Below are 17,514 nucleotides of genomic sequence, written 5' to 3' on the forward strand. Positions count from 1 at the left end.
TGATATTGCAATTGATATTCAGTAGAGTACAATATTAAATGTAATTTTACAATTATAGCAAAAATACTTTTGCTATAATTTTTATTTTTGGAGATTTCAATCATGACACTTCAAGGAAATGCTCTCATTATACAATCTGGTGGCCCTACCGCTGTTATCAATCAATCCCTGGCCGGAATCATGGCAGCAAGCCGCGATTATCCCGATAAAATTCATAATGTTTATGGAGCATACCACGGTCTTCATGGCGTTCTCTATGAAAATCTTCTTGACCTCTCTTGTGAGGAAAGCAGCGTGTGGAGAACCATTGCTGTTTCACCAGGTGCCGCTTTAGGTTCGGCACGGATCAAACCCAGACATAGCGATCTTGATCGTATTTTTGAAGTATTCACCGCACATAAAATTAAATTTGTTTTTTATAATGGGGGTAATGATTCCGCCGAAGCAGCACAACTTATTCGCGAAGAAGCCAATCGCCGCCACTATGAAGTCCGCATTCTGCATATTCCAAAAACAATTGATAACGACCTCATGGTTACAAATCACTGCCCCGGTTACGGTAGCGTAGCCAAAGTCGTTTCACACATTATTGCAGGAGATGACTTAGATAATCGTAGCTTTTTTAATAGCGTTAAAATTAATGTCGTTATGGGACGTCATGCAGGCTGGATTGCAGCTGCAACGGCAATTGCTAAAAAAGGTCATATTGACATTGAAGATGATGATGAAGTCGGACCTCACCTTATTTACTTACCTGAAGTCGAATTCAACGAGAAAAAGTTTTTAGGCGATGTACAAAAAACCTACAATCGCATTGGTCGTGCTACCATCGTGGTTGCCGAAGGAATTGCCGATCAATTAAGCGAAGACAAATTCGCGGGTGAAGTAGATGAATTTGGCAATGCTCTATTGTCAAGTTCTGGAAAATTAGGTGATTACTTATCTAACTTAATCAAAAAGAATCTCGTGTATAATTCAGCCTTTGGCAAACTCAGATGCCGTGCCGACACATTAGGTTATTTGCAAAGATCATTAGCAGGGATGTCCTCACCAACAGATCAGGCAGATGCTTTTTTAGTGGGTTCCATGGGCGTTCATTACATGATGAAGGGAGAGAGTGATAAAATGGTTACTTTAGTACGCATCCCCGGAGAGCATTATAAATGCGAAACATCATTATGTGATTTAAAATTAGTAGCACAAAAAACCAAACTCATGCCACGCAGCATGATTAATAAAGAAGAAAATGGCGTCACCGAAGAGTTTTATCAATATGCTTTACCATTAGCGGGTTCTGTACCTGAAATTCATGCTTTAAAACCACAGCATCTTAAGAAAAAACTCATGGATTATATCCGTCCTGAAAAATAGTGATAATAAAGAAAAATAACATTTAGACTTAGTCTAAAAAACTGGCTTCACTTCGATCTTTATGGTATGCTTTCTAGAAGCAGCTGATTTCAGCTTCTTCCAGAAAGGACATATAATGAAAACAAACATTGGAATGACCAAAGCAGAGAGCTCAAAAGTAGTTGAAATTCTTTCCCACTATCTTGCCGATTCCTATTATCTTTATATTAAAACCCATAACTTCCATTGGAACGTAACAGGAATGTATTTCCAAAATCTGCATAAATTGTTTGATGAACAATACAGCGCCTTATTTGAGAGCCTCGATCAAATTGCAGAGCGTATACGCTCTTTAGGTGAATTTGTTCCTGCTACATTTGCACAATTAAAAGAACTCACTTGCCTTAAAGAAACAAAAGACATTCCTAAAGACAGAGAAATGATCAAAATGTTACTTGAAGATCATGAAACGATCATTCGTAATTTGCGTACCTGGATTGAAGAAGTCGACGAAGCGGGCGATGCAGGTACCAGCGATTTCCTAACAGCGCGTATTGAAGAACATGAAAAAATAGCTTGGATGCTCAGAAGTCATTTTGATTAAATTAAAGTCATAATTGAAGAGAGATCTTCACGTATTTTTTGCGGTTGCTCATTAATGCGATAACCAAATGCGGCAATAGCAACGGCATCAAATGAAATCCAATCCACATATTTTGCAAGCATGGGTTTTAACTTTTCAGGATCAAATCCTTCAATAGGACAAGAATAAAATTCATATGAGTCTCCAAATAATAAAGAACATATTATGTAGCATAGAAATTCAATTTAAACAAATTTAATTTGCTGAACAAATAACAAAATAAATCAATTAAGCATAAAATATTATTAAATAAAAAAACAAAATATATGTATTTGACAAAATATAAAAATTATTTTAATAATTTTATGTAATATAAAATAAGTTAAAATTGTCAAATTCTAATTATAAAAGGAGAATGACATTGCTTGCATATCATAACCATATCTATCATAAAAAATCAGATGAATCTGCAAAATTAAGAATTTTATTTATTCATCATGCCGGTGGCTCTGCCATTCATTATTTTCAATTTTCTGATTTATTCCCAAAATATTGGGATATATCTTTTTTAGAAATTCCAGGCAGAGGTACGGAAAAATCTAATTATAAAGTTGAAAATAGAGAAAATTTATATTCCTTATTTGATGAAATATCTTCAAGCATTTCAGATATCCCTCTTGCTCTTTTTGGACATAGCTTTGGAGCACATATAGCCTATGAACTCGCTCAATATTTTCAATTAAAAAAGAATTCGCCCCTTATTTGGCTTGGAATATCTGGTAAAAAACCTCCCCATATCTACCTAAAAAACAAAAGCGATTATGAACCCGCCTACCTTCGCTCCTTTGATTCCCTCCTACAATGGCTGAAATCTATGGGAGGAACTCCGCAAGAATTTTTTAATTCACCAGAATTAATGGATTATTTTATTCCCATTTTAAGAAATGATTTAAAGTTATGTCATAATTTAGAAACATCTCTTCCTCATTTCCCTAAATTAGAAATCCCCATTGGATTATTTTCTGGAATATCGGATAATAGAGTTTCACTTGAAGCTATAAAAGAATGGGAATTATATTCTATTTTTCCGACTCAATTAGAAAAATTTGCAGGAGGGCATTTTTATTTTCAAAATGCAGAACAAATATTAACAGATAAAATAGTAAATCAAATTCATCATTATTTGTGAAAGCGAAGTTCTCTCTTCACTATAATAAATTAATTATTTAAAAGTTTATCTGCAAATTTATTATATCCAAGAATGTCATTTGAATAAATATCTTGCACACCTGTTTTAAGCCATTTTACAGCAAATGTATTGTCTCTGAACTCATCCTGCCCTCGAAAAGCAACCGCCTTGGCTCCGTTTTTTTCAGCGCTTTGAATTTGTTTGCCAAACTTACTTAAAGTAACAGGCGCTTCCACATTTAAATTTAATTTTCTTAATTCTTGCACTAATTTTAAGGCACTTAAACGATCTTCTTCTGAAAAGCGTAACACACAAACATCTGTTTCTTTAGAAAGCTCAGGAATTAAACCATGCACTTCCATAAAATTAGCGACACAAACATCTCCCATTCCGTAACCAACACCAGGAAGCTCTTCACCACCAAATGCACCCACTAAATTGTCGTAACGCCCCCCACCAAATAAAGCACGATTATTTTCAGGATGATTATCAAACACTTCGAATACCATTCCGGTGTAATAATCAAATCCACGCATAATATCGGGTGAAAAGTGAATACAGTTTGCTGAAGTCAGTTCAATTAAAATATCAAGACGTTGCTTTAATTCTTTGGCAGGTTGGGCATGGTCACCTAACAAATTAATAACGTCTTCAATAGATGAACTCATAAAAGAATTTAATTTACTAATTTGATTTTCATTTAAATTTAGTTTCTGACATTCATGAAAAAACACTTCATTAGAAATTTTATCTTTTTTATCAAGTAAACGCATAAGTACAGAAATATTATCACTCTGAATATTTAATACTTTAGATAAAAAAGCATTTACAATTCCACGATGATTTATTTTTACCTTAAAATGCTCATATGAAGCGCCTACAGAACGAAGTGTATCGATAGCAGATAAAATAATTTCAACATCTTCGTCTAAAGGATGCCCCCCCAATATATCTACATTTAATTGATCAAATTCACGCAAACGCCCCCTTTGTGGACGCTCATAGCGCATACAAGTAGGAATGCTATACCAACGAATGGGTTTTATTAGTTCTTTTTGTTTGGATGCGACCATCCTGGCCAAAGTGGGCGTCATTTCAGGACGAATGGCAAGAACTCTCTCCCCTTTATCTGTAAAGGAATAAAGTTGCTCTCGAACGATTTCTTCACTGGATTTTGCAGCGTATAATTCTAAATGTTCAACGAAAGGTCCGTTGTATTCTTCATACCCATAAGATTTGAATAACTTATGGATTTTTGAATAAATATAATTTTTCAAACGTTGATCTGTAGGATAGAAATCTCTTGTTCCTTTATATCCTTGAGTACTTAAAGATGTTTTTTTACTTTTTTGAGGAAGAGAGCCTGACATATTTATGATATTCCTACTTTAGAGAAAGGCGTTTAAAGTTATGGCCTAAGCGGGTGAGGATAATGTTTGACAATACTACTGTCAATTCGAAATAGAAGCAGAAAGCTTGATCTGAAGTCTTTAGTTGTGTCAGATTGCACCTTTGTAATCGATGGGATTATCAAGCTGAACGTTTGCTAATTTTGACTTGTCTTTTAATTTAACTAAATCGTTTTATACAGGCAAAAACCATGATAAATTATTGCGAAAAATGGGATTTAAATCCGCTCCTTCTTCCTCGCCATATTGGAATTATAATGGATGGCAATGGCAGATGGGCTGCAAAAAGACATCTTCCCCGCATCGCGGGACATCGTAAGGGTGTGGAAAGAGTTCAAGAAATTACCGAATTATCTGGAAATATAGGAATTACAGCACTGACATTATTTGCTTTTTCTGATGAAAATTGGCGCCGCCCAGAAGATGAGGTTGGCGGTATCATGGGTTTATTACGATGGTATATTCGAAAGGAACACAAACGCATTGTCGATAATAATGTTCAATTTCGCGTAATCGGTGACAGAAGAAAATTATCTATGGATATTATAGAATTAATTGAAGAACTTGAGCAGGATACTGAAAAAAATACAGGAATGCATTTATCCGTTGCCTTAAGCTATGGTGCGCATGGAGAAATCCTTAGAGCTGTAAAAAAAATAGTTGATAAAGTGCAAGAGGGAAACATTTTTAAAGACGATATCGATGCCTGCACATTTGAAAGTTGTTTAGATACTCAAGGACTTCCTCCCTTAGACATGTTTATTCGTACCAGTGGAGAGTATCGCGTCAGTAATTTCTTATTATGGCAACTGGCCTACGCCGAGTTATTTTTTGATGATGTCCTTTGGCCCGATTTTGACTCTGAAAAATTTATTTCCTTAGTAAGACAATTCTCTTTGAGAGAAAGACGTTTTGGAATGACTTCAGAACAAATTGCCCAAAAAATAGTTGCTCATAAACACTACTAAGAGAGGTAAAATATTCGAAATGGATATTATTCAAGCCATTTTTTCAAATACGATTATTGCCTTTATGATTCTCATAGGAGTTGTCGTATTTGTTCATGAATTAGGCCACTTCTTAGCAGGAAAAGCATTTGGAATTGAAGTAGAAGAATTTAGTATTGGATTTGGTCCCAAAGCCTTTTCAATTCGTAAAGGCAACACAGATTATCGGATTAATTGGCTCCCCTTAGGAGGCTATGTCCGATTTTATGGTTCTAATATTGAAGAAACAGTCCCTATTGAAAAAAGGGAAAAATCAATATTACATGCGAAATTACACAAACGAGCGATTGTTTCATTAGCGGGACCGCTAGCAAATCTTATATTAAGTTTTTTCGTAATGGTGGGCTTAGCAATATATGGCTTGCCCAACCAACCCGCCCTTGTTTCAGTATTACCAAACTCTATTGCTGAAAAATCGGGTATACAAACCGGCGACAAAATATTAGCAATAGATAACGAAAAAATAAAAGGATGGTCTGATTTATCAAAAAAAATCAGTCAATCTGCTAATAAAAATTTAACTTTATCAGTTGAAAGTAATGGAATAAATAAACAAATATATGTTACGCCTATCCAAGAAGAAGTGGAAACTCCCTTAGGAAATATTCAACAAACGGGTCGAATTGGAGTTTCTGGAGTTTTTAATTCTTCTCATTTTTATGTATCAAAAAATAGTTTTTTACACCAAATTGGATTGCAAACAGGTGATAAAATTATATCAATTAATGATCATAAAACAGATTATTTTTACCAAGTTTTAAATACACTTGAAAATATCACGAAAACAAATTCTGATTCTTCCTTAGCTCAAGAAATTTTAAAAGGGCATTTAAATCATATTAAATTAAATATTTTAACACAAAGAAATTCTGAAAAACAAAATTTAATAAAAGTTAATTTTTCTAATACCAATATTCAAAATTGGGCAAAAGAATTACTAAGTAATAAAAATAATCAAGAAAATCTTTGGAAAAAAAATCTTCTCTCCTCCGATCAAACCATAGCAAACTTTCAATCTCTTCCTACTGGAGACAAACTTATTCCCGCATTAGAAGCATGGAAAAGTTGTGGGCTCAATTCGGGAGACACCATTTATTCTCTTGACAAAATAGGTCGTATTTATTCTGTATTTCAAGTCTACTCTTGGCTTGACAGTGCTCCCAAAAATATATCGTCCGAAGCAAAAAAAATAGGATTCGCTTCCGTAAATATGGCAGTCATAAATTCAAATGGAATAATTAAACAATTAAACTGTAAAATTCCATTAAGAAATGGCTATGATCATTTAAACCGCGAACACGCCTTTCTTGATTTTCCCATAAATTTTGCCTCACAAAGTTTGTCTATGTCACCCGAAATTCTTAAGGCAAATTCTTTTTCAGATGCCTTAACGAAAGGCTTTAATGCTCTAATTAACCAAATTTCTCTAACCTATAATGCCATTAAAATGCTTTTTACCGGCTCTATTCCCTTGTCTAACTTAGGCGGCCCTATTGCTATTGCAGGAGTTGCTGGGGAAGCAGCAAAAGGCGGAATCATCATATTTTTAATGACTATGGCTTTTATAAGCACCAATGTAGGCATGATGAATTTACTTCCGTTACCTGCGTTAGATGGTGGTACTTTATTTTTACATGCCGTGGAAGCCGCTTATGGAAAGCCTCTACCAAAATCAGTACAACTTACTGTCCAAAAAATTGGGGTTATTATAATACTAAGTCTTTTTGTAGTAGTATTTTATAATGATATTTTAAGACTTATTCGTTTTTAATTTAAAGGGACTCTTGTGTTTTCTCATTTTCAATATCCTTTAGTTCTTCTGCTCACCCATAGACGTGGTGTAGGTATATTTATTTGCAAAAATATTCACTCTTTAAAATCATTCTTAGCAAATAAAGAAAAATCTTTTATTGACTTAAACCAAATGAAACCTGAATCTCATGAAAATCATATTTATGAATATTTAATTTTTAATGATTTATTTTTTACACGTGTCATTGGAAAAACAGCGGAAAATCTTTTCGAACTCTACAAATTCAGTTTAAATAAAACAAATTTATTATCAAATGATCCTAAAACTTTAATTGTTGGAATTGGCCCCGGATCATTTACAGGCTTAAGATTAGGATGCGCTTTTATTAACGGCATAAAAACAGCTTCCCCTGATTTGCAACTCTTACCTGTGTCAACATATTTAACTCCTCAACTTATTTCTCTTTGCGAAAAGAATCATTGTAAAGAGGAGTGTTTAAAGCAATTGGGCGAATATGAACTTGAAGATGAATCGACGGGACATGTTACATTTTTTGATCTTTTAGCTTGTTTATTTAAGGTAACAGAAGAAAAAAGAAACTATGTAAACTCTCTTATGCCAGAATATGGCAAAGAACCCGGCCCCGTCCTAAAATTAAGAGAAGGAAATTCTAATGAACAATGAATTCCATGATGAAATTATTCATAAGGAAACAAATCAAACCGCTCATTTTATTGATCGACGCCGAAAGGTAAAATCGAGTATTTATTTATTGCCAAATTTAATTACAGCTTCCTCACTTTTTTTTGGACTTTTAGCTATTAAGTATTCTATCGATGGCCGTATGAACAACGATCCCCAAGAATTTGTTTTTGCCGCCTATGCTATTCTTGCTGCCGGAATTTGTGATGGATTGGACGGAAGTGTGGCGCGACTTACCCATACACAAAGCTCATTTGGCGTACAACTTGATTCTCTTTGTGATCTTGTTTCTTTTGGTGTCGCACCTGCTATTGTCATTTATAATTATGCTCTCAATGATTTTTTCCGCCTTGGTTTTTGCGTGGCGTTTATTTATGCCGCATGTGGTGCACTGCGCCTGGCACGCTTTAATGTGCAAAGTGCCTTAGGTAAAACTAATGGAAGTTTTACGGGTATTCCCATTCCCATGGCGGCGGCTCCCCTTGCTGTTTTTATAATGGCTCAAAATGAACTGGCGACCTGGACACTAACCGATCATTCTGCATGGGAAGTTTGGTTAGCTCAGGCTATCACTTCTCCTGATGTCCGTAACGTTACTTTACTCATAATTACATTTTTATTAGCGTTAGGCATGGTTTCTACGTTTGAATATCTTAGCCACAAATCTATGAAGTTGCCTCGAAAAAGACCTTTTCGCTTTCTTGCCGCCGTTCTCATCATCTGCGCATTAATATTTATTTTACAGTTTGTTGTTTCCCTTGCTTTACTGTTAATAATATATTGTTCTCACGGACCTGTTTTATGGATTTTCACTCGAAAAGATAAAGCGGAAGAAGAGGAAGAACTGTTTGAAGCGGGACATAATTCAGAGTAATTTTAAAATGTTGAGGCTATTATTATGCTAGAATTGACCATAGGAATTGTAGGTGCCACAGGCGTCGTAGGCCAGACTGCTTTAGATCTCTTAGCAGATGAATTTACAGACTTTAAAGTAAAAAAATTAAAACTTTACGCTTCAAGAGCATCGGCAGGAAAAATGGTAACGTTCTGCAATTCAAAAATAACAATTGAAGAGCCTAATTTACCTTCCATGCTGGAATGCAATGCTATTTTATTTGCCACAGAAGCCTCCATTTCAACTGAATTTATTCCAAAATTAGCAGAACATGGCGTTTTATGTATCGATAAATCATCAGCATTTCGCGCACACCCCTCTGTTCCTTTAGTGGTACCTGAAGTCAATGGACATCTGCTCAATCCCAATGAGCTTAAAAAATTTCCTGTTGTGGCAAGTCCTAACTGCTGCACCATTCCACTCGTCATGGTTTTAAAACCACTACAAGATAAATTTGGTTTAGAGCGCGTTATTCTTTCTACTTATCAAAGTGTCTCTGGCGCAGGAAAACCTGCCATTGATGTTTTGACTGAGGAAACAAAAAACTTTTTTGTAAATCAGGATCTCACTTGCGGTAAGTCTGAAATTTTTCCTAAGTCTATTGCTTTCAATGTCATGCCTTATGTTGCAGGAATTCTTGACAATGGTGATACCGATGAAGAATCAAAAATTATTTCCGAAAGTCGAAAAATATTAAACTCTCCTAAATTACCTCTAGCAGCAACAAGCGTGCGCGTTCCCACATTTGTAGGACACGGCGAATCTGTTACCTTAGAATTATCATCCAAAGTAACAGCATCACAAATTAAAGAAACACTATCAGAATTTCCAGGCATTCAAATTATTGATGAAAAATCTGCAAAAGATGAAGATCTTGGCACATACGGATTATTTGTGACTCCAAGAGAAACTCACGGAAAAGATGACGTATTTGTTAGTAGAATAAGAAATACAGATGTTTTTCAAAATGGAATTTCTTTATGGATTGTCTCCGACAATTTACGTAAAGGAGCTGCTTTAAATGCGATTCAAGTTATTAACTCTTGTGCTGCCAACGGAACTCTTAAAGCTTTATCTTCAAAATAAACCTTGAAAGCAATTAAAATGAAAATGTTATTTTTTCTCTTTTTATCTTGTTTTATTAATTTATTTTATTCACAAATTTTTGCACAAAGTTTGACAACATGTAGCACAAGCAATGTGAGCAATGCATCCTGTGCTGCTTCGGGAGTGCTCATTTATGCTCCCGGAAGTAGCTCGACAAGCTTTACTCCTCCTAAAGATAAACTCCCAGTTGGTAAATTACAAATTACTTATTCTGTTACTTTAGATACTTCAACCACAACTGGTTTTTCTTATGATACGAAAAAATGGGGGGTTTTATTTGGAACCACAAATCCACCTACGCTTGCTTATTATCAAGAAAGTTCTTCATTATATCAAAACGTAAAAGTCAGTGTTGATGCCAGTAAAATATCAAATTCTGGAAGTTATTATGCAGGTACTGTTGTTGTCACAATTGATTTCACGAATGCAAATAGTGTTTTATCTCCAGATATAGCAGCTTTAATATCCTCAGATAGTCTTCAAATTCAGCCCATGTATTTTTATAATAACGTTAATGTTACAAACGCTAGCTTAGCCTTTAATTGGAAAGCAGATACCGGTGCGTTACTTAATGCTCCTACTTTAACAGTACTTGCAGAAGACAGCGCCTTTATCGTTTCCTTATCGCCTCCCTCAAATTTGAATGCCGCAACGCCAACTCCTGCTTCTACTCCGACATCACTCACCACGACAACAAATAGCGTCTCGGGTTATGTTTTAGTTTACTGGCTTGACACCGACTCAAAAGGAAATGCAACGGGCTGTAAGGCAAATCCGGGGGGATGGCAATTTCAAATGAATCCTAAGGCGTTTAGCAATCCTTCAAGCACCCCTTCAACTTGTACTTATACTCAATATCAATCAACTTTTAATACAGGTGGCACATCAAGTACCTTAGGTTGTCCGGCATCCGCTATTACAGGGATTTTACCATTTGATAGCACAATCAGCAGCAGTACCTTGACCGCCGATGCTACTGCTATTCCTTATACTCCCAGTTACACAAACCCGACTCAAATTCCAAGCGACAGCAATGGAACGCCGTCGGGATGTTACAATGTTGTTTATATTCCAAGCTCACAAACAACTTGGAGCAAGGGAAATATAAACAATGGCGACATTTACGGCTTCATGGCATGGGCATTAAACAATGCGACAATACCAAATTATAGCCTTGCGCATTCAAATATCAGTTATATAACAGGAGTGAATATCCCTCTTGCCAGTTTGTCTAAAAGCCCCAATTTACCAAAGTCAGTATCGGATTGTTTTGTAGTCACAGCGGCATCAGGAAATCCGGACAGTGCTGCGGTGTTTTATTGGCGCATTATTCGCGATCAGTATTTAACTCCTTTTGGAATCACACCCTATTATTATCAACATGCAAAATCATGGGCAAATTGGCTAGATGAACATCCTAAATTAAAACCCGCTTTAAATACATTTCTTGAATATTCTGGGAAATTTATTTATCGCATGTCTGGATATACAAAAAAATCTAAGGAATATTTAAAAGAATTATTTAATAATTTAGACAATCTCATAACACAAAAAGCGGGAGCTCAAGAATTATATAACGAAAATGCACAACCGGAATATGAAATTTTTATTACGGGTGGAGTTTTATTCCCCACTGCGGATAAATATTATTATGATCAATATTATAATTCACAAATGAATTTGCATTTTGAAGGCGGTGGTAATTACATCTTTTGGTTTAAAAATTTGGGACTGTCTACAGGTTTATTAGGTCGTTACCTTACCAATACAAGTTCAGGATCGGTCAATGTTTTAGGAACACAACAATCATTTAGCCGCACTTTTTATTCCACCACAGCAGAAGCCCTTGTAGGACTCAGATATCGTGATCCTTGTTGGTCATACATTCAGCCTGGTATTTTTGCAGGAGTCGGAGTGTCACGCTTTCGCGAAGAAGCCACAACAGGTTCCTCCTCTACAACCACTCAGAAACCTGCTGGAGTAACGAATTACAGTGCTATATATGAATTTGGCGGCAATCTCGATTTTAATCTTGTTCCCTTATTTTCCATGACAAATTCAGAATTAGGTTCATTTTTAAGCGATATTTCACTGCGTATATCTGCCTCATATAACATAAATCCAACTCCTGCGTTATCTAGTACGGGAATATTTGTTCAGACAGGTTTTACATTTCTTCTTCGTTAAACAAAAAAGTAAATTTATCCCACATTTCTGCGGTACCACATTCTATCTTTTTCCATAATGATACAGGGATAAATCAGCTTATGAAAATCTCTCCAATATTTGTCTATCGATAGGTCAGAAACTCTTGCAAAACGCATATTTTTAATAAGCTCCTGAATTTCCCAATAGACATCAACAGGAATAAACACTTCAATCTCTGGAATAGTTTTATCAACTTGGATAGGATCGGATCGCAGTTCCGGCAAATCCCCGATGGTTAAAAACCGTTGCATCATTTGCTATTTTCCTCATTTGACTCAATATCAGTTACCTTTCGGAAAATTTGAGATATTATTTAATCGGTTCAGAGTTTGAGTTTGGAGGAATATTGTGAATTTACGTGACTTTTGGGAACGTGGTGGATTTAAAGTTCTTGCTGTAGCACGATTAGGGTCTTGCAGCTATTCACTGGTTCTTTATGTCTTAAATTGTATTGTTGCAGGAATTGATGAAATTGTTTCAAGTACAGGTGAACTCTCAATTCTATTAGGAGTTCCTGAAAAACAGGTCAAAATAGCAATTGAAGAATTATCAGAAAATAATATTTTAAGCGTTACAAAGAAATATAGCAAAACTCTTATTTTAAAAATGAATCTTGATCCTGAAAAATGGAAAAACTTACGTAGCACTCCAGAGCGAAGCAAAAGAATGCTCGGTGATGCAAAAAATCTCCGTTCCCTTATCCCTCAGAAAAAAATAAACCCTAAAGTAAAACCCGTAAAAATATCGATATCTAGCAAAGAAGCCTTAATGTTTCCTAAAAAAATGAATACAAAGTCAAAAAAAGTTAAGGAAGACGATGATCATGAAAAATCAGAGATCAATCAAATCATTGATATATTTTCAAAATATCAAAAAAACAATATAGATATCAAAAAAGAATTGAATTTTGCTAAATTATTACTAGAGAATCACTCCTTAGATCAAATTTTATCTTTAATTCATTTTTTCTCAAAAGAAATCCCTTCACTTTCTATGCTCGCAGGTGCATGGTTTCACTATATGAATAAATATAGAGAAGAAACTGCAGAAGTTGATGATCTCAATGCATTTAGAAGAAAACATGAAAATTATGATGAGAAAATTAGAGCTTTAGCGACATTCGAATTAAAAAAAATTCAGCGTGAGAAAAAAAATATTACAGCCGACGAAGAACTCCTTTTACATATCTTAATGCGACATGAACAACCGCGAAAACAACTCTATTGGGCATTAAAAGCAAAAGATAAATATCCAGGACTCATAAATTTTTTATCGCAAGCAAAAGATTCTGTTGAATTAACCTGATCATTATAAACATTTTACAAATTGATATTTGACATGTTTATTTTTAAAAATTACTTTGCTACATTACTTCAGTCTCACGAACTCATTTTTCAGGAGAGATTTATGTCAATAAATAAATTCACAAAGAATATTTTACTAACAGCATTCATTTTATTCCCCTTTTCTGTTTATGCCCAATCTCATTCACTAAAAGAAGAAGCGACTCACGTTGTAGCTGCCGCTGAAATCGCACCACAATATGAAATTGACCAAGCGCATACGAAAGTAAGTTTCGAAGTGGCTCACCTTGTTGTCAGCTCAGTTACAGGTGAATTTAAAAAATTCAAAGGTTCTTTTAAGTTCAACCCTGAAGATTATTCTCAAACACAACTCGACGCCTCCACTGAAGCAACATCAGTTGATACTGGAGTTAAAAAAAGAGATGACCACCTCAGAAGTACCGACTTCTTTGATGCTAAAAAATTCCCCGCTATGACATTTAAATCAAGTTCTGCTAAAAAAACGGGGGACAAAACATTCGATTTAGTTGGTGATATTACCATTCGTGGCGTGACAAAACCTGTTACTTTTAAAGTCACTTATAAAGGCGAAATTAAAATGAAAGGACAAGTAACGCAAGCTTTTAAAGGAGTTGCTGAAATCAATAGAAAAGATTTTGGTGTCAATTTCCAAAATATTGTGGAAGCCACACCTGCCGTTGGTGATACTGTCACTATTACAATTACTGCAGAAGGAGTTCGTAAACTTAAATAAGTATAAATTATTTTAGATGATATTCCTCTGTTTTTATTAAGAGGATATTAATAAATATCTACTAAAATAAAGTGGAAAAGTTAGAAAATTATTTTTTTACTTTATTACTTTTACAAGGAATATTTATAGTGAAAAAAAAAGAAATTATTTTAGCTTCTGCTCTTAGTGGTATTTGTATTGCCACAAATGCACAAGCACACACACCAGCCGATAACGTAACTCTTGAAGCAGAAAAATGCTTTGGCATTCAGAAAAAAGGACAAAACACCTGTACGACGAGCTCAGCAGAGATTGCTGCAGCCAATGCTGCTTTTAAAGATAAATACAAAAAAAGCACGACATTTGATTGTGCTGGTCACGTGAAAGATTCCGATAAAAACGGTCATTTGGGTTGGGTCTATGTCGCTAAAGGAACATGCCTTAAAATTGAGGGTGGATTTTTAATTGATACCGACAAAGCAGGAAAAAAAGTTGTTAACAAAGGTTAATGAATGTGGATTCCTCTAAAGTAACAACTATAAATTCTCCGTTACCATTAAAATCAGGAATTTTTGGGGCGGGTCTGCGAGCCGCTCATTATTCATTTTGGCACAAAATTCCCGATTTGCCCTATCTTGAAATTATGGCTGATAATTATATGTTTTTAAAAGGGGGGCCTGCTTTATATCACATGCACTCTCTTGCAGAGCGTACCCAAGTGGTCATCCATGGAGTAGGACTTAATATTGCTACGGCTTATTCTCTTAACGAAGAATATTGCTACGCGCTCCGTGAATTTTGCAATACATTAAATCCCCTTGTCATTTCTGATCATCTCTGTTTTACCGCATCGCCTACACACAACAGTTTCGATCTTCTCCCCATACCTTATACTAAGGAAACAATGTCGTTAATTTGTGATCATGTAAATATTGTTCAAGATATTTTAAAGCGCCAATTTTCTCTTGAAAATATTTCTTCCTATGTTTCCTATAAGGAAAGCACTTATTCTGAAATTGAATTTTTAAATGAGGTTTGTCAAAAAACAGGTTGTGGCGTTTTACTCGATGTAAATAATATTTATGTTTCTGCTAAAAACCATAGTTATGACCCCTATGCTGAAATAAAAAAAGTAAATCCAATTTACGTTAATCAATATCATATAGCTGGACATTCTGTTTTAAATGATCATTTATTTGATACCCATGATCATCTTATCTGCCAAGAAGTTTGGAATTTAATGAAATGGGCGCTCAAGCATATTGGCAAACGCCCTGCTATTATCGAACGCGATGATGACAGCGCACCCATTGATGAAATCATTAATGAAATCAATATGGGAAATAATTTATAATGAATTTTGAAAAATTAAAAGAAAATCAAAATTTTTTTTTAGAAATAGTCCATTCACACCCCTGTATTGAGACTATGTCACTCCTCAAAAGACCAGAAGCAAGTATATTTCATGCGACAACCTCTCATCGCATTCAGTCCTATAGAACATCATATTATGCACGTATATCAAGCATTTTTTCGGGAACTGTTTTTCAACTTGCCAGTTGTTTATTTGGTCACAAATTAATTAAAAATCTTTTAATTGAATATTTTTACAAAAACCCCTCTGCTCTTGATATGATTGAATCTGTAAGAAAATTCCCTCACTTTCTTTTGCAACGCGATGAAATTAAGCAAAGCCCCTTTATTCACGATTTTATTCATTTGTGCCTGGGTATTCAAGATATTTTAAATGCCGAAAATCCCAATGAGCTTTTGCTTATTGGCAACTCCCACAAAATTCCCTCTGCCCATGAAATTTATCTGCAAAAAGATCATATTTATTTAAAATCAGAATGGCCTCTGTATCAAATGTATTGTGCTGCAAAAGAATTGAATGAGACATTAGAATTAAAAAATGAATTCAATAATATTGATCTCATTCAAATTGAAAGAGAAGAAAAGCTTATAAATATTAAAAATAAACCGGAAAATTTAATCTTTTTAAAAAGCAATGCCTGGTCTTTAGAGTGCATTAAAGTTCCAAACGCATTTGTCCCTATTGCCAATAATTTATCAAAGGGTCTTTCCCTTGAAAATTCAATTAACGATGCCGAAATAGACGAAGAGTCCTTTGATAATGAAAAATTTGCGCAATGGATGGCGCTCTTAACTCAATGCAGAGCACTTATTAAAATTTAATTTTTTAAATTTTTTAAAAACCATTGGATAATTTGATAATGATCAGCATACATTTGATCTTCACGCAAATAAACATCATTGATTAATACCCATTCTACTTTTTCAATATTTTTACCTTTTGCCACTGCGGGAAGAGAGTTTAAATTTAATTGATAACATTTTGAAAATGATTTTTGTTTACAGATTGGAAACCTATCTGCATAATCAAAAATATGTTGCAATTTAAAATTGAGCTCAAGTTTTTCAGCGGTAAAGTTAAACTTAGATTCATTTTCAATCGCTCTTAAAGCACAATCATTTCTATTATCATTATCTTTTATAATATATTCTGGGAGAGAATAAAAACCTTTTCTTAAAGGATCTTTTGCCTTGACAAGCAAAACATAACCCATGCAAAATACGACTGCATTCGCTACATTATGGGGTAAATTATTTTCTTGATTTTTTGATATTTTATGAACATAAGAATACATTGATTTTAACTTACGAAAATGTTCTGTTTTCCGATATTTTTTTAACCAAAGAGAAATTATTTTGGGTACAAAATTATATGCCTTATTATAATCACGACTTAAAAAATAAATATTTCTAATATCTGTAGCATTAATTCCATCATAATTTCCAGTTTCTAGAAACTCCCATTCGGGAAATACCCTTAAATAATAGGAAGAAGAATCTTTTTCATGGCCAATAAGTGCAACGGATTTTTCATCACCCATTATTTTCGAAACTTCGCCTTTTACATTATCAATCCACATTTTCTCGTCATAAAGACGATCGCGCACATAGACAAAAGAAATTCGTTTTAACTGATTCGGTGAGAAACAAGATCTGATTAGAGTCGTCCTTTCTTCCGCAGACCAAGGTCCACGAACACCTGCAGACAACATATAACCACCTAAAATAATTATTATTTTTTTAGACTTTGCCATTGCAAATTGCAAAGTCTTCAAATGTCCATTGTGAAATGGCTGAAAACGACCAATAACAACAGACACTTCAAAACGATATACAGGCATTTTTCCCATTCCCATTTCCCCATAAGCAAGGATTTCACTTCAGATGTTTCACACAAATA

Annotated in this window: 18 protein-coding genes; 14 read left to right on the forward strand and 4 right to left on the reverse strand. The window is 34.6% G+C overall.

Going from position 1 to position 17,514, the window contains the following annotated elements; genetic code table 11:
* Positions 1 to 102 precede the first annotated feature (102 nt).
* Together AXG55_RS09385 and AXG55_RS09390 are read left to right on the forward strand one after the other, a co-directional pair.
* Entirely contained in the window at positions 103 to 1,371 is a 1,269-nt protein-coding gene (locus AXG55_RS09385) for a diphosphate--fructose-6-phosphate 1-phosphotransferase (protein ID WP_148697866.1), read from the forward strand.
* A gap of 115 nt (positions 1,372 to 1,486) precedes the next feature.
* The gene (locus AXG55_RS09390; RefSeq protein WP_233231115.1) at positions 1,487 to 1,954 is read left to right on the forward strand and encodes a Dps family protein; all 468 of its coding nucleotides are present in this window, start codon (positions 1,487 to 1,489) and stop codon (positions 1,952 to 1,954) included.
* On the opposite strand, the gene AXG55_RS15050 is transcribed toward AXG55_RS09390, so the two are convergent.
* On the reverse strand, positions 1,951 to 2,076 hold the full coding sequence (locus AXG55_RS15050; protein ID WP_272866901.1) for a hypothetical protein: 126 nt from the start codon (positions 2,074 to 2,076) through the stop codon (positions 1,951 to 1,953). The genes AXG55_RS09390 and AXG55_RS15050 overlap by 4 nt on opposite strands.
* A gap of 278 nt (positions 2,077 to 2,354) precedes the next feature.
* On the opposite strand from AXG55_RS15050, the gene AXG55_RS09395 reads away from it, so the two are divergent.
* The gene (locus AXG55_RS09395; RefSeq protein ID WP_233231116.1) at positions 2,355 to 3,122 is read left to right on the forward strand and encodes a thioesterase II family protein; all 768 of its coding nucleotides are present in this window, start codon (positions 2,355 to 2,357) and stop codon (positions 3,120 to 3,122) included.
* Positions 3,123 to 3,151: 29 nt separating this feature from the next.
* Here AXG55_RS09395 and hisS read toward each other — a convergent pair whose 3' ends face one another.
* Positions 3,152 to 4,492, reverse strand: coding sequence for a histidine--tRNA ligase (gene hisS / locus AXG55_RS09400; RefSeq protein WP_148697868.1), 1,341 nt, complete (start codon positions 4,490 to 4,492; stop codon positions 3,152 to 3,154).
* 230 nt (positions 4,493 to 4,722) lie between these two features.
* Here hisS and uppS point away from each other — a divergent pair, with 230 nt between their 5' ends.
* From uppS to AXG55_RS09430, 6 genes are read left to right on the forward strand one after another with little or no spacing between them, the layout of a single operon-like run.
* Positions 4,723 to 5,499, forward strand: coding sequence for a polyprenyl diphosphate synthase (uppS, locus tag AXG55_RS09405; RefSeq protein ID WP_148697869.1), 777 nt, complete (start codon positions 4,723 to 4,725; stop codon positions 5,497 to 5,499).
* A gap of 19 nt (positions 5,500 to 5,518) precedes the next feature.
* Complete coding sequence (gene rseP / locus AXG55_RS09410) at positions 5,519 to 7,309, forward strand: RIP metalloprotease RseP (RefSeq protein WP_148697870.1); 1,791 nt, start codon at positions 5,519 to 5,521, stop codon at positions 7,307 to 7,309.
* A 15-nt stretch (positions 7,310 to 7,324) separates the two neighbouring features.
* Positions 7,325 to 7,975 (forward strand): hypothetical protein, encoded by a 651-nt coding sequence (locus AXG55_RS09415; RefSeq protein WP_148697871.1) that lies wholly within the window; start codon positions 7,325 to 7,327, stop codon positions 7,973 to 7,975.
* Positions 7,965 to 8,867 (forward strand): CDP-diacylglycerol--serine O-phosphatidyltransferase, encoded by a 903-nt coding sequence (gene pssA, locus AXG55_RS09420; RefSeq protein WP_148697872.1) that lies wholly within the window; start codon positions 7,965 to 7,967, stop codon positions 8,865 to 8,867. The genes AXG55_RS09415 and pssA overlap by 11 nt, the downstream gene beginning before the upstream one ends.
* Before the next feature lie 24 nt (positions 8,868 to 8,891).
* Positions 8,892 to 9,974: an aspartate-semialdehyde dehydrogenase gene (locus tag AXG55_RS09425; RefSeq protein ID WP_148697873.1), complete on the forward strand. Its 1,083-nt coding sequence runs from the start codon at positions 8,892 to 8,894 to the stop codon at positions 9,972 to 9,974.
* A gap of 18 nt (positions 9,975 to 9,992) precedes the next feature.
* On the forward strand, positions 9,993 to 12,182 hold the full coding sequence (locus AXG55_RS09430; protein ID WP_148697874.1) for a hypothetical protein: 2,190 nt from the start codon (positions 9,993 to 9,995) through the stop codon (positions 12,180 to 12,182).
* A 14-nt stretch (positions 12,183 to 12,196) separates the two neighbouring features.
* Here the strand turns inward: AXG55_RS09430 and AXG55_RS09435 are convergent, their stop codons facing one another.
* Complete coding sequence (locus AXG55_RS09435; RefSeq protein ID WP_148697875.1) at positions 12,197 to 12,457, reverse strand: hypothetical protein; 261 nt, start codon at positions 12,455 to 12,457, stop codon at positions 12,197 to 12,199.
* Between the two features lie 94 nt (positions 12,458 to 12,551).
* Between AXG55_RS09435 and AXG55_RS09440 the strand changes: the two genes are divergently transcribed.
* From AXG55_RS09440 to AXG55_RS09460, 5 genes are all read left to right on the forward strand, one after another.
* Positions 12,552 to 13,508, forward strand: coding sequence for a hypothetical protein (locus AXG55_RS09440; protein WP_148697876.1), 957 nt, complete (start codon positions 12,552 to 12,554; stop codon positions 13,506 to 13,508).
* 102 nt (positions 13,509 to 13,610) lie between these two features.
* Entirely contained in the window at positions 13,611 to 14,261 is a 651-nt protein-coding gene (locus AXG55_RS09445; RefSeq protein WP_233231117.1) for a YceI family protein, read from the forward strand.
* 128 nt (positions 14,262 to 14,389) lie between these two features.
* On the forward strand, positions 14,390 to 14,749 hold the full coding sequence (gene bufA1, locus AXG55_RS09450) for a BufA1 family periplasmic bufferin-type metallophore (protein ID WP_148697878.1): 360 nt from the start codon (positions 14,390 to 14,392) through the stop codon (positions 14,747 to 14,749).
* 5 nt (positions 14,750 to 14,754) lie between these two features.
* Entirely contained in the window at positions 14,755 to 15,594 is an 840-nt protein-coding gene (locus AXG55_RS09455; protein ID WP_233231118.1) for an MbnB/TglH/ChrH family RiPP precursor modification enzyme, read from the forward strand.
* Positions 15,594 to 16,436, forward strand: coding sequence for a hypothetical protein (locus tag AXG55_RS09460; protein ID WP_148697880.1), 843 nt, complete (start codon positions 15,594 to 15,596; stop codon positions 16,434 to 16,436). The genes AXG55_RS09455 and AXG55_RS09460 overlap by 1 nt, the downstream gene beginning before the upstream one ends.
* Here AXG55_RS09460 and AXG55_RS09465 read toward each other — a convergent pair.
* On the reverse strand, positions 16,433 to 17,464 hold the full coding sequence (locus tag AXG55_RS09465) for an NUDIX domain-containing protein (RefSeq protein ID WP_233231119.1): 1,032 nt from the start codon (positions 17,462 to 17,464) through the stop codon (positions 16,433 to 16,435). The genes AXG55_RS09460 and AXG55_RS09465 overlap by 4 nt on opposite strands.
* Between the last annotated feature and the right edge of the window lie 50 nt (positions 17,465 to 17,514).

It is taken from the genome of Silvanigrella aquatica, assembly GCF_001907975.1.
Classification (GTDB): Bacteria; Bdellovibrionota_B; Oligoflexia; order Silvanigrellales; family Silvanigrellaceae; genus Silvanigrella; species Silvanigrella aquatica.